The organism is Rhodobacterales bacterium HKCCA1288 (assembly GCA_015693905.1).
Taxonomy (GTDB): domain Bacteria; phylum Pseudomonadota; class Alphaproteobacteria; order Rhodobacterales; family Rhodobacteraceae; genus M30B80.
Map to the genome: position 1 here is coordinate 2,220,409 of CP065161.1, position 12,828 is coordinate 2,233,236.

Consider the following 12,828-nt stretch of genomic DNA (forward strand, 5'->3'; position numbering starts at 1 on the left):
CTAAGTGATCAAAGGATCACTTGTTGATGGCTGCACCTGCGCCACGTGGGATACGTACGGATTCCACGAGGTCTTGGATCTCCTGCGGAGGCTCTGCTGTCACGCGGGATACTGCGAACGCAACGGCAAAGTTCAGCAATGCGCCCACTGGCCCGAAATGGGTTGGTGGGATGCCGAACAGGTAGTTCGCTGCAGTGTTATCCAGCATGTTGGTGCCTGGGATGAAGAACCAACCCAAGAATGTGAACAGGTAGAGACAGGTTGAAATCAGACCTGCAAGCATACCTGCTGTTGCACCTGCGGAGTTCATGCGCTTGGAGAAGATACCCATCATCAGTGTTGGGAACAGCGAAGCTGCTGCCAGACCGAATGCCAGAGCCACGGTTTGCGCCGCGAAGCCTGGAGGGTTTAGACCAAGATAGGTTGCCAAAGCAATCGCGCCTGCCATCGAGATACGGGCAGCCAGAAGCTCGCCTTTTTCGGAGATGTCAGGATTGATCACCGACTTGATCAAGTCGTGGCTGATGGCAGAGGAGATCGCCAACAGAAGACCCGCCGCTGTGGACAGAGCCGCTGCCAGACCACCTGCCGCGATCAGAGCGATAACCCAACCTGGCAACTGTGCGATTTCTGGGTTTGCCAGAACGAGGATGTCACGGTTGAAGGTCACAAGCTCGTTGCCTGCCCAACCACGCTCGGCTGCCATTTCAGCCATACCAGCACCATTTTCATTGTAGTACTGGATCAGGCCATCGCCGTTCTTGTCTTCAACAGCCAGAAGGCCAGTGACCGACCAAGTGTTGAACCAATCAGGCAGATCAGCTTGTGCAACAGGCTCACCTTCAACGCCATTTGGCCACATGGTGGTCATGATGTTCAAACGTGCCATGGCACCTACCGCAGGAGCGGTCAGGTAAAGCAGCGCGATGAACACCAGCGCCCAACCAGCAGACCAACGTGCGTCAGCCACTTTGGGAACGGTGAAGAAGCGAATGATAACGTGGGGCAGACCCGCGGTACCAATCATCAGCGACAAGGTGAACAACGCCATCAACCATGGGCTAGAGCCTGTGGTGTAAGCATTGAAGCCCAAATCTGTCAGCAAGCCGTCCAATGTGGTCAGCAGAGGCTGGCCAGAGGCGGTGTGCTCGGAGAAGAGGCCGAGGCTTGGGATTGGGTTACCTGTCAGTTGCAGCGAGATAAACACAGCAGGGATCGTATACGCTGTGATCAGAACGCAATACTGCGCCACCTGCGTATAGGTGATGCCCTTCATGCCGCCCAAAACCGCGTAAACGAAAACGGTTGCGGATGCGATGTAGAGACCTGTTGTGCTGTCCACTTCGAGGAAGCGGGAGAAGGCCACGCCAGCGCCAGTCATCTGACCGATAACATAGGTCACGGACATAACGATCAGCGAGATAACGGCCACAACGCGTGCAGTCTGGCTGTAGAAACGGTCGCCTACGAATTCAGGAACCGTATACTTGCCGAACTTGCGCAAATAGGGCGCAAGAAGCATCGCCATAAGCACGTAACCACCCGTCCAGCCCATGAGGAAGGTCGAGTTGTTATAGCCTACGAATGCGATCAGACCTGCCATCGAGATGAAGGAGGCCGCCGACATCCAGTCCGCTGCAGTTGCCATGCCGTTGATGACAGGGTTAACACCACGCCCTGCGGCGTAGAATTCAGATGTGGAACCCGCGCGGGCCCAAATCGCGATACCGAAGTAGAGCGCAAACGACAGCCCCACAACGATAATATTGAGTGTTGTTTGATCCATAATCTGGCCCGTCCCTTACTCTTCGTCCACGCCATATTCTTTGTCTAATTTGTTCATACGCGCTGCGTAGAAGAAAATCAGAACAAGGAATACGAGGATTGAACCTTGCTGAGCAAACCAGAAGCCCAGATCTGTGCCACCCACCGCGATGCCGCTAAGCATCGGGCGGAAAAGAATAGCAAAGCCATAGGAACACAGCGCCCAGATCACCAAGCATAGGGTGACCAAGCGGATGTTCGCGGCCCAGTATTCAGAGTTATTTGCCTTTTCGGCCATTGATATCTCCCTTCGGTTTCTAACCAGTGAGGCACTGCCCCAACGGTGACATCTGACGCCGCCTCCTCCTAAGGCGCCGACAGAATTCTTTTGCCCAATTACGCCCCAGTAAGGTGGGACACGATCTTGCCAAGTGCCTTGGCAATATCGTCAATAGCCCCCATAGCCGCGACTTTGCTAAGCGTGCCGCGGGCATTGTAATACTCGATAAGGGGGGCCGTTTGGGCATGATATGCCGACAGGCGCGTGCGCACTGTTTCGGCATTATCATCAGGGCGGCGCTTAAACGCGCTGCCCTGACATTTGTCACAAACACCCGCTGTTGCAGGCTGCTTGAATTCGTCATGATATCCTTCGCCACAATCCGCGCAGGTATAGCGACCCGATACGCGGGCCACCATCGCTTCATCATCCACCTCAAGGCTGATGACAGCGTCAATCTGCTGGTTGCGTGCCGCCAAAAGGCCATCAAGCGCCTCGGCTTGCGCGGCGGTGCGGGGGAAACCATCCAGAATTGTGCCTGCGGCCACATCGGGCTGCTGAAGGCGTTCTTCGAGAACGGCGAGCACAATCTCATCCGAGACCAATTCGCCCTTTTCCATAACCGATTTCGCGGCCAAGCCTGCGGGTGTGCCTGCATTGACTGCGCCGCGCAGCAAGTCACCAGTGGACAGCTGCACAAGCCCGAATGCCTCTTCTAGCATGCGGGCTTGGGTGCCCTTCCCAGCGCCCGGAGGCCCGAGAAGGATTAAGTTAACTGGTCGTGTCATCGTATCTGCCGTCATTTACTGAATTCCACGCGTTACTTAACGATGCGATTGGCGATGAGGTCATCCACCACGCTTGGATCTGCCAAGGTCGATGTGTCGCCAAGGCTGCCGAAATCGTTTTCGGCGATCTTACGCAAAATGCGGCGCATGATTTTCCCCGACCGCGTTTTGGGCAGGCCAGGTGCAAATTGCAGCGCGTCTGGTTTTGCAATTGGGCCGATCTCTTTACGCACCCAATTGGTCAATTCTGCCCGCAATTCTTCGGAGGGCTCTTCGCCCGCCATCAACGTGACGTAGCAGTAGATCCCCTGACCTTTGAGATCATGGGGGAAGCCCACCACTGCGGCCTCTGATACTTTTTCATGTGCCACAAGCGCCGATTCAACCTCGGCTGTGCCCATGCGGTGGCCCGACACGTTGATCACATCATCCACGCGGCCCGTGATCCAGTAATAGCCATCTTCGTCACGGCGGCATCCGTCCCCTGTGAAGTAATAGCCTTTGTAGTCACTGAAATAAGCCTGCACAAAGCGATCAGGATCACCCCACAGGGTGCGCATCTGACCAGGCCAGCTGTCTTTGATACACAAAACGCCTTCTGCGGCGGTTTCGTGGATTTCTTGACCAGTGGTGGCATCCAACAGCACGGGCTGAACGCCGAAGAATGGATTTGTCGCTGAGCCTGGCTTAAGCTTGGTGGCACCTGGCAGAGGCGTAATCAAATGGCCGCCCGTTTCGGTCTGCCACCATGTGTCAACAATGGGGCAGTTCCCCTTGCCAACAACGTCATTATACCAATTCCATGCTTCTGGGTTAATCGGCTCGCCCACCGACCCCAAAAGTTTGAGGCTAGAGAGATCATATTTGGTCACGAATTCATTGCCCTGACCCATCAGCAAACGAATGGCTGTAGGGGCGGTGTAGAATTGGTTCACTTTGTGCTTTTCACAAACAGCCCAGAAACGGCCCGCGTCTGGATAGGTTGGCACACCTTCAAACATCAAGGTTGTCGCGCCATTCGCAAGCGGGCCGTAGATGATATAGCTGTGGCCTGTTACCCAACCCACATCGGCGGTGCACCAGAACACATCGCCATCATGATAGTCGAATGTGTATTGATGCGTCATTGCAGCATAAGTCAGATAGCCACCTGACGTATGAACAACGCCCTTGGGCTTGCCAGTTGAGCCCGAGGTGTAAAGAATGAACAGCGGATCTTCAGCGTTCATTTCTTCCGCAGGGCAGGCGGTGGATTGGCCCGCAGAGGCCTCATGATACCAGATATCGCGACCATCGGTCCAAGTTACATCTTGACCTGTGCGCTTCACGACCAAGCATTTCACGTGGTCATCACAATGCAAAAGCGCCTTATCCACGTTAGATTTCAGATCGGTCACACGACCGCCGCGGGGGGCGCCGTCCGAAGTGATGACAACCCGTGCTTCCGAGTCATTGATCCGATTTGCCAATGCGTCAGGCGAGAAGCCCGCGAAGACCACGGAGTGGATCGCGCCGATGCGCGCGCAGGCAAGCATGGCATAGGCGGCCTCGGGGATCATCGGCAAATAGAGAACAACACGATCACCGCGCTTAACACCCAATGATTTCAGGGTGTTGGCAAAACGGCCCACTTCATCGCCGAGCTGTGCGTAGGTGATATGCTGCGCGGCTTCGTTGGGATCGTCTGGTTCAAACAAAATCGCGGTCTGGTCGCCGCGCGTTGCCAAATGGCGATCAATGCAGTTTGCCGCTACGTTCAGCGTGCCGTCCTCATACCAACGGATATCTACATTGTCATAGGCAAAGGAGGTGTTTTTGACCTTGGTGTAGGGCTTGATCCAATCAAGGCGCTTGCCTTGCTCGCCCCAAAACGCCTCAGGATCGGAAATGGAGGCCTCATACATTGCTGTGTATTTATCCGCGTCAATATGCGCGCCAGCAAGAAGGTCAGGGAATTTCGAAGTCGTTGGCAATGTAGTTCTCCCTCAAAGGTGGCGGCGCGGATGTCGTTTGACAAAGGGTGCCGCGCCGCAGCTTGGGTGTCGCTCACCCCGATCCCTTCGTGGAAATATGGCGGTTCGTGCTTGTTCAATGTAAACAAACGACACAAACGCAGCTCATGTGATGACTAAAACAGATCCTCCCCGATCCCCAAATTTTGCGTCCTTGCCCCCTCCATTGGGCGGTTTCGCAAAGTCGACAGTGGCCCCATCCTTGGCCTGATTTCCCGATCAGGCACACCGCTATCAATCACGAACAGTTTACAACAAGTTTTTGGCTTCAGAAGGAATACATCCTGATTTCCGCGATTTCTGTGTAACAAATTTACACTGCGTTGCGGAATTTGTAAATTTATTAACAATATTGGAAAATTTCCTTGGAAAACATACCTAGTTTGGTGGCGAGCGTATTTAAACCATAGGTTGTATTTGTGCGTTTTTAGAGAGTTAGCGCTAAATTCTGCGCTGCGGCGCAACCCCAACATGTGGTGTTTTTCCTGATTATCGGTTGATGGAGGGCCAAAGCCGCGCGCGAGTCACCCGAAATTAAGGGCGCTAAAGCACGCGGAAATCCGCCCCCAGCCAAGGCATCCTTTGCAGGGCTGGCGCAATGAACAGCTTCTGTGAAAGATCGCGGATCAGGTTCGCCATTTCACTGGGAATGGCGCCCGTCCAGTCATCGGTGCAATAGAGCATGATCTGGCGCGGTTGCGCGGGTGAGGGCAAAGGGTAGGTGTCAATCCCATCTGCAAATCGCTCGCCCCGCATCAGGCTTAGGGGCGTTGTGATGGTGAAGCCAAGCCCTGCCGCCACGAGGGCCGAAATGGATTGGTTCGAGTCGATCTCAAATCTGCGACTAACCTCCATATTATGCTTCTGAAGATACTCATCAATATGCTGCGCCATAACCTGCGCAGGGTCGCGCCCCAAAAAAGCAAGCCCGCCCAAATCTTCGAACTTTCCCTCAAAGGCATATCCTTTTGGGAGGGCCAAAATATAGGGATCCTGCACAATCGGGTGCGCCACGATATCGGCGGGCGCGGTCTGCGGTGCGGCGCAAATGATCATATCAAGGTTCCGCTTGGTCAACATATTCAGCAAGATGTGGCTCGCCCCAGTTTGTAGGCGGAATTTACAATCGCTGAGCGTCTCGGCCAAACGTGCGGCCAATTGTGGGGTTAGATCATTCTCAAAATCATCAATAACCCCAAGACCAAGGGCGGATATGCCCGATAGGTTTAGGCGGCTGAGATCTTTTTGCCCTGCACGCAGCGCACCAAGCGCCACTTCCACCCGTTTTAGGAACAACCGTCCCGCAGGTGTCAGGCCAATAGGCCGCCTGCGGGTGTCAATCAATTCAACCCCCACTGCCAAAGATAAATTGCGCAGTTGCTGCGAGGCGGCGGGAACGGATAGACCCATCTCCTCTGCCGCATCGGACAGCGATCCCGTGCGCGCCATGACCTCGAAGGTCTCAAGGCTCTTGAGGCTGATCCCCTTAAGATCGGGTCGCGTCATGCGGCGATGATCCGTTCCAATAGCGCCTGAGGCACAGCGACCCCTTCTGTCAGCGCGGTTTCAAATTTTTGCCTACGCGAAAGCGCCTGCAACCTGTTGGGGGCATCGGCAAGAAGGGCTTGGGTGAATTGCTCAAGCGCCGATACCTGCCCGTATGATTGCGGCTTGATGGCAAAAAGACAATGCCCCATGCGCAGCGGCCCGCTGCTTGGATCATCAGGGTCACCGATCATGGCAGAGGCCCCCGCCCCAACAAGGCTGAGCACGAGAATTTCGACCATCACCGCAATATTGAACCCGTAGTTGCCTTGAACAGGCAAGATGCTGCCCTCAATCGCCGCGCGGGGATTTTGCGTGGCGCGCCCGTGGTCATCAAGCGCAAGGTGGAGCGGCAGCGTGGTTCCTGATTTGACGTGATCAAACACAGTATCGCGCGATATCGCGGCTTGGCCTTGTTCAAAAATCAACACACCCTGTCCGCGCTTGTCAGGGACTGCCAGTGCCATTGGATTATCCCCCAAAGTCGGGGGCAAAGGCGGGTTTGTGCTGATGCATGCCGTGTCGGTCGATAGCGCCAAGCTCACATAGCCGCGCCGCGCAACGCTTCGGCCATCTGCGGCAGAAATCCTGGGCTATGACCATTGACAAAGGCCAAACAGGCCGTCCCTTCCGCCTCGGCGATCTGCAGAAACTCGGGCAGGGCCAGATCAAAGGCCGCGGGCAAAAAGCCGTTGGCGATGTCACAATGTAACCGCACGCCGTGTCTGGTCTGCAATTTCGGCATCGCCCCCCCATCACAGCGACCAAGCGCCAGATCCTCAAGGCAATGCAATAAATAGCGAAGGCCTGCGCGGGCGCGTCCTTCAGCTTCGGCGCGGGCGATGCGGCGTGCAAGGGGTTTGGCTTGATGTGTTTTGGCCGACAATCTGCTGAGGCTGTCAAAACTCAGCGCCTCTAAATCGGCAAGGCTTAGCCGTTGATTGTTTTCGTCTTGCTGCTCATTCATACCCTGTCGCCTTTTACACTGCGGCTCAACATTGAGCCTCTATGGGACAGATTGTTTCACTCAAGAACGGCGGCAGAAGGGCGCAAGCGCGGCAAAAGCGGTGCGATATTGGGGCGCGCCTAGCCCTCGATGATCAGTTCGGGCAATTGACGCGCATAGCCGCGGATCACATCGGCCAATTGCCGATGCGCAGTGCTGGCCCCTGAGGTTGAACGCCATACAAGCCCGATAGAGCGCGAAAAACGCTTGCCCTTAAAGGGCCTTACCGCAACATCCTGCGCGCGCCCCGATATTTCGGAACGCACATAAAGCGCAGGCAAAAACGTGGCCCCCATCCCCATTGCAACCATCTGGCGCAGGGCATCAAGCGATGTGCCCTCATATTCGCGCGACAATGTCGCCCCTGTTTCAACACAAAGTGCAGATATCTGATCATGCAGCGCATAATTCGGCGACAGTGACAGGATTGTTTCGCCGCTGAGGTCTTGCGGTTCAATTTGGCTGCGCTGCGCGAGCGGATGATCGGCCGAGATTGCCACGACCAAGGGCTCTCGGAACAACCGCTCCGTAATCAAAGACGCGCCAGGGATTGGCAATTGCGTTAGGATCAGATCATGGCCCCCTTCGCTGATTTGACGGGCAAGGTCATGTGGGGCCGCCTCGCGCACATAGAGACGCAGATCAGGGTGGGAGCGATGCAAATCGCCCACGATATGTGGCATCAGATAAGGCCCCAGCGTGGTGGACGTGCCAAGGCGCAATGTGCCCGCGAGGCCCGTTTGCAAGGTTGCGGATAGATCAACAATCGCTTGAGTCGCGTCCAAAATATCGCGCGCGCGCGCCACAACTTCGCGTCCCGCTAGGGTCAATTTCACAGGCCCGCGCCCCCGTTCAATCAGGGTCAGGGATAATGCCTCCTCCAAGGTTTTGATCTGCACCGAGAGCGAGGGTTGCGATATCCCACAGGATTCTGCCGCTAGGCGGAAATGGCCCGTTTCCTCAATCGCGACCAAGTACCGAAGTTGGCGCAAGGTAAGCGGAATTTTTGGAATTGGCATGGCGGATGCCTCATTAGTTTTTTCCTATCAAAATATGTTGTAATGCAATATTTTCTTTCAGCAAGGGTGACCCTAAATCTTGGTCATGATCAGGCGCAAACCTGATTGGGCCGATGCGAAGGCACGCGCGCAAAGGCCATTTACACGCAAGGCCCAAGTCTCTGGTTGTTAGTCCCTTCCAGTGGTTTGAGATGGGCAAAGCGTTTCGGGTGTCCTGACGGGATCCTGCCGTCACCCCTGAGGGACACCCGATTTCTCCTTAAAAGCGCGGATTAATCAGCTCTCCCCGGTTAATCCGCGCTCACCTCTCTCTTAGGTATGAAATTCGGTGGTGCTGCCATCGGGCAAAATTGCCACAGCGCTTAAGCGTCCTGTTTCATCGGGGCGCGTGTTTAGCGCGATGCGCCCCTCCGCTTGGGTTACGCTGTCGACTGCGTTATGGCCGTGGGCTATCCATAGGCCATCTCCACGCAGGCGATAGGCAAATTCAGGATGGCCCCAGATCAGATTGCGCCCGCTTTGTTGGTCAAGCGGATGATGCGGATCAGCGCCAGCATGGGTTGCAGCCAAGCTGCCTGATTTCCAAAACAACGGCAGGTTGGCTAACCACGCAATGCGCGCCTCTCCCAAGACTTCTGATAGATGTGCAACCAAGTCATCGGGGGGCAGGTTCGGGTCAAGCTTGAGTTCCTGCAAAAATCGCGGTGCCCCTGCACGCAGCCAGCGTTGAAGTCGCACCGCCGGCGCATCTAAACTATCGAGCAAAAGCCGTTCCTGCGCACCGCAAAGACAGGTGACGTTATTTGGAAATTCTTGGGTCAAATCCATCAGGCGGTCGAGCGTGGCTAACCCTTGCCCGCCCGCGTGCAGGTAATTTCCAACGAAAACCAATTGTGGATTTGTTGCGCCACTATTGCCGATATGGGCATCAATGCGCGCCAAAATGCCTTCAAGCAAACTGGCGCAGCCCATAAGGTCGCCCACGATATAGCTTGCCAATTCAGGCCGCGGTTGCCCGCCTTTGCCCTGACCGAAGGCTGCCTGTCCTGTGGGTTTGGGGGTGCGCTTGAACAGTTTGAACATGGTTAAAATCTGCGCGGATATGGGCGCATAAGCAAGGCTAAATTTGCGGTGCAGCTGCGCGCTTAATCGCGCGCGCGCAACCGTCCCGCAGGGCGCATGGCCAAAGGTCGCCATGCGTAACCAAGCCCCGCAGCAAGGCTGACTAAGGCACCGCCCCCAATGATGAGAATGGCCGAGGTGAGGTCAAACTGAAAGGGCGCCTCCATCACAAATTCCATGACTGCAAAGCCGCCAAGCGTGCCTGCGCCAAGGGCGACCAAGCCCGCCATCGCCCCTAACAATGCGGAACGAAGGGCGAAGGATGACAGGATTTGCCCACGCGAGGCGCCGAGGGTTTTCAAAAGTGCCGCCTCATAGCTGCGCGCCCGTTCGCCCGATGCGGCCGCACCGATTAATACGATCAATCCTGTCAACAGGGTCACGCCTGCGCCAAGGGACGTTGCCGTTGCAATGGCCCCAAGCGCCTCGGCCACGCGGTCTAGTGCATCACGGATACGAATGGCGGTAATGTTGGGGGCATCGCCCGCAATATCACGCAACAACTGCGCTTCTGCCGACTCTTCGGCATAGACTGTTGCGATGAATGTATGAGGTGCGTCTGCAAGCGCGTTAGAGGAGAGGGTCATAACAAACCCAATCCCTGCATTCGAAAAATCAACCTCACGCAGCGCGGCTATGGTCGCGGTGATGTCCCGCCCCAAAACGTTAACAGTGATCTGATCGCCAAGCCCGACACCTAATTCGGCGGCCTCTTCGGCGGCAAAGGCCATCAATGGTGGCCCGTCATAGCCTTGATCCCACCATTGCCCTGCAACGATTTGGTCAGATGGTGGGGCTTCGTCCAGATAGGTCAGGCCACGATCCCCGCGCACGACCCAGTGATCCCCTGCCACTTCGCGCGCGTCTTGCCCGTTGATCCCCGTCACGATGCCGCGCAGCATGGGCGCGGTTTCCACCCGTGATACCGCAGGGTCGCTTGCCGTGCGGGTGAGAAAGGCGTCAATTTGGTTTGGTTGGATATCGACAAAGAAATAGGAGGGGGCAACCTCGGGAAGGTCGCGGTCAATCGCATTTTGTAGATTGGACGAGATTTGCCCCACCGCCGCCAGAACTGACAGGCCCAGCCCCAGCGAGATCATCACCGCGGTTGCTTCTGAACGGGGGGCGGCAATCGCAGCGAGGGCCGCGCGCAGCATGACCCGTCCGCGCAAGGCGCGCCCGCGCGCCAAATTGCGCAAGACACGGCGCAACACCCATGCAGCCACCCATAGGATCAAAAGGGCTGCGGCAATCCCCCCTGCTGCGCCAAGCGTCAAAATCGGCACGCCAGACCGCCATAGCGCCAATCCCAAGAGCGCGGCGCATAGGCCAAGCAGCGCTGCGATATAGCGTTTGCGCGGGGTGGCAATGGCTGGGCTTGCCGCATCTCGAAAGATCGCTGCGGCGCGCAGGCGTTCGGTTTGCGCCAAGGGTAGCAGCGTAAAGATTAACGCCGTCAGCGCGCCATAGCTCGCCGCCTCAAGAAGGGCAGCAGGGGCGATGGTTATGTTCAAATCCACAGGCATATGCGGGGCCAAGAACGGAGCCGCCACAAGCGGCAACACCGCCCCAAGCACCACACCCATGCCAACACCAAAGGCGCCCAAAATAATAATTTGGATCAGATAGGCGGCAAAGATCGTATGCCCCTCGGCCCCGATGGTTTTCAGGATCGCAATGGTGGATAGACGATTTTCCAAATAGGCCCGCACCGCGGCAGCAATGCCAACTCCACCTACGGCCAGACCTGCAAGGCCAACCAACACAAGGAACGTGCCGATACGATCGACAAAGCGTTGCACCCCCGGGGCCGCGCGGCGGCTGTCTTGCCAGCGGATACCGCCTTCGGGAAAAGCTGCCTCCATCTGACCGCGCAAGCTATCGAAATTTGCCCCTTCGGGCAGTTTCAACCGCACTTCGGTTTCATATAGTGTGCCGGGTTGGATCAGGCCTGAGGCGGTCAATCCGTCCAGCGATATGATGGTGCGCGGGCCAAGGCCAAAGCCGCCTGCCGCGCCATCAGGTTCTGCATCAAGGGCGGCGCGCAGTTGAAATTCTGCCGTTCCAATGGTGAAGACATCACCAATTTGCATGCCCAAACGATCAATCAGCACTTGCTGCATCACTGCGCCATGCAGGCCGTTTTGTGCTGAAATGGCCTCTTGGATCGGGTGATCTGGTATAAGATCCGCCGCGCCATAAAGCGGATAGGCCGCATCGACCGCCCGTAATTGGGTCAGGGCGTAATCCATCCCCTCGGGCCCCGTGAAACCCGCCATAGACCGCAGTTCGATGGTCTCAGAGAGATCTGTTGAGATTGCCGCCATAAAGGCGCGCTCTTCATCATTTGGGCCGCGATAGGTGAATTCCATTTCAGCGTCTCCGCCAAGGATCACCGCCCCCTCACGCGACAAGCCATCGCCAATTGCGCTGCGCACTGTGCCAACAGTGCCGATAGCCGCCACGCCCAAAATCAAACAGGCGAGAAAAATGCGAAAACCACGCAACCCCCCACGCCATTGCGCGCGCAATTCGCGCTGCGCAATTCGCCACGCCATGATCATGTGCGCGATCCTTTTTGCGGGCGTGTTTCTGAGACGACCCGACCATCACGCAAGGTGACCATGCGGTCACATTTTGCGGCCAGTTCCGAAGAATGGGTGACGAGGATCAGCGTAGCCCCGTGACGGGTTTGCAGATCCATCAGAAGGTCCATGATCTGCGCTCCATTGGTTGCGTCCAAATTCCCTGTCGGTTCATCCGCCAACAAGATCGAGGGGCGCGGTGCTGCCGCACGGGCCAAGGCCACGCGCTGTTGTTCACCGCCTGACATTTGCGCAGGATAATGCCCCGCGCGATGCGCAAGGCCAACCGAAGCCAGTTCCGCCTCGGCCCGATCAAACGCATCGGCCACCCCTGCCAATTCAAGGGGCGTTGCAACATTCTCCAGCGCGGTCATGGTTGGGATCAGGTGAAAAGATTGAAAAACAACGCCCATATGGTTGCGGCGAAACCGCGCTAAGGCATCTTCATCCATACGTCCCAAATCATGATCAAGCGCACGCACTGTGCCCGATGTGGGGCGCTCTAATCCACCCATCAACATTAAGAGCGAGGACTTGCCCGAACCCGATGGCCCAACGAGGCTGACGCTTTCCCCTTTGCTTATCGCCAAAGACACCCCATGTAGGATATCGACAGGGCCCGCATTGCCCATCAAGGACAGACCCGCGTCTTCAAGCGAAAGGATGGTTTCAGCCATGTTCAATAACCCCGCATACTTGGTTGCATC

The 12,828-nt window shown here is 56.4% G+C and carries 11 protein-coding genes; all 11 read right to left on the reverse strand.

Going from position 1 to position 12,828, the window contains the following annotated elements; all coding sequences use genetic code 11:
- Positions 1-16 precede the first annotated feature (16 nt).
- Entirely contained in the window at positions 17-1,786 is a 1,770-nt protein-coding gene (locus I3V23_10930; protein QPI85074.1) for a cation acetate symporter, read from the reverse strand.
- A 15-nt stretch (positions 1,787-1,801) separates the two neighbouring features.
- On the reverse strand, positions 1,802-2,062 hold the full coding sequence (locus tag I3V23_10935) for a DUF4212 domain-containing protein (GenBank protein ID QPI85075.1): 261 nt from the start codon (positions 2,060-2,062) through the stop codon (positions 1,802-1,804).
- A gap of 98 nt (positions 2,063-2,160) precedes the next feature.
- Positions 2,161-2,847 (reverse strand): adenylate kinase, encoded by a 687-nt coding sequence (locus I3V23_10940; protein ID QPI85076.1) that lies wholly within the window; start codon positions 2,845-2,847, stop codon positions 2,161-2,163.
- Positions 2,848-2,864: 17 nt separating this feature from the next.
- Positions 2,865-4,805: an acetate--CoA ligase gene (acs, locus tag I3V23_10945; GenBank protein ID QPI85077.1), complete on the reverse strand. Its 1,941-nt coding sequence runs from the start codon at positions 4,803-4,805 to the stop codon at positions 2,865-2,867.
- Positions 4,806-5,387: 582 nt separating this feature from the next.
- Entirely contained in the window at positions 5,388-6,350 is a 963-nt protein-coding gene (locus I3V23_10950; protein ID QPI85078.1) for a LysR family transcriptional regulator, read from the reverse strand.
- The gene (locus I3V23_10955) at positions 6,347-6,934 is read right to left on the reverse strand and encodes an Ldh family oxidoreductase (GenBank protein ID QPI85079.1); all 588 of its coding nucleotides are present in this window, start codon (positions 6,932-6,934) and stop codon (positions 6,347-6,349) included. Before I3V23_10955 ends, I3V23_10950 begins: the two co-directional genes overlap by 4 nt.
- Complete coding sequence (locus I3V23_10960) at positions 6,931-7,356, reverse strand: Ldh family oxidoreductase (protein QPI85080.1); 426 nt, start codon at positions 7,354-7,356, stop codon at positions 6,931-6,933. The genes I3V23_10955 and I3V23_10960 overlap by 4 nt, the downstream gene beginning before the upstream one ends.
- Before the next feature lie 119 nt (positions 7,357-7,475).
- Positions 7,476-8,414 (reverse strand): hydrogen peroxide-inducible genes activator, encoded by a 939-nt coding sequence (locus tag I3V23_10965; protein ID QPI85081.1) that lies wholly within the window; start codon positions 8,412-8,414, stop codon positions 7,476-7,478.
- A gap of 312 nt (positions 8,415-8,726) precedes the next feature.
- Entirely contained in the window at positions 8,727-9,611 is an 885-nt protein-coding gene (locus I3V23_10970; GenBank protein ID QPI85082.1) for a serine/threonine protein phosphatase, read from the reverse strand.
- Complete coding sequence (locus I3V23_10975) at positions 9,560-12,100, reverse strand: FtsX-like permease family protein (protein ID QPI85083.1); 2,541 nt, start codon at positions 12,098-12,100, stop codon at positions 9,560-9,562. The genes I3V23_10970 and I3V23_10975 overlap by 52 nt, the downstream gene beginning before the upstream one ends.
- Positions 12,097-12,798, reverse strand: a complete 702-nt coding sequence (locus tag I3V23_10980; protein ID QPI85084.1) for an ATP-binding cassette domain-containing protein — start codon at positions 12,796-12,798, stop codon at positions 12,097-12,099. Before I3V23_10980 ends, I3V23_10975 begins: the two co-directional genes overlap by 4 nt.
- Positions 12,799-12,828: the final 30 nt, after the last annotated feature.

Coding starts and splice junctions, on each gene's coding strand:
- I3V23_10930 (QPI85074.1), bottom strand. CDS start 1,786: ATGGATCAAACAACACTCAATATTATCGTTGTGGGGCTGTCGTTTGCG.
- I3V23_10935 (QPI85075.1), bottom strand. CDS start 2,062: ATGGCCGAAAAGGCAAATAACTCTGAATACTGGGCCGCGAACATCCGC.
- I3V23_10940 (QPI85076.1), bottom strand. CDS start 2,847: ATGACGGCAGATACGATGACACGACCAGTTAACTTAATCCTTCTCGGG.
- I3V23_10950 (QPI85078.1), bottom strand. CDS start 6,350: ATGACGCGACCCGATCTTAAGGGGATCAGCCTCAAGAGCCTTGAGACC.
- I3V23_10960 (QPI85080.1), bottom strand. CDS start 7,356: ATGAATGAGCAGCAAGACGAAAACAATCAACGGCTAAGCCTTGCCGAT.
- I3V23_10965 (QPI85081.1), bottom strand. CDS start 8,414: ATGCCAATTCCAAAAATTCCGCTTACCTTGCGCCAACTTCGGTACTTG.
- I3V23_10970 (QPI85082.1), bottom strand. CDS start 9,611: ATGGCGACCTTTGGCCATGCGCCCTGCGGGACGGTTGCGCGCGCGCGA.
- I3V23_10975 (QPI85083.1), bottom strand. CDS start 12,100: ATGATCATGGCGTGGCGAATTGCGCAGCGCGAATTGCGCGCGCAATGG.
- I3V23_10980 (QPI85084.1), bottom strand. CDS start 12,798: ATGGCTGAAACCATCCTTTCGCTTGAAGACGCGGGTCTGTCCTTGATG.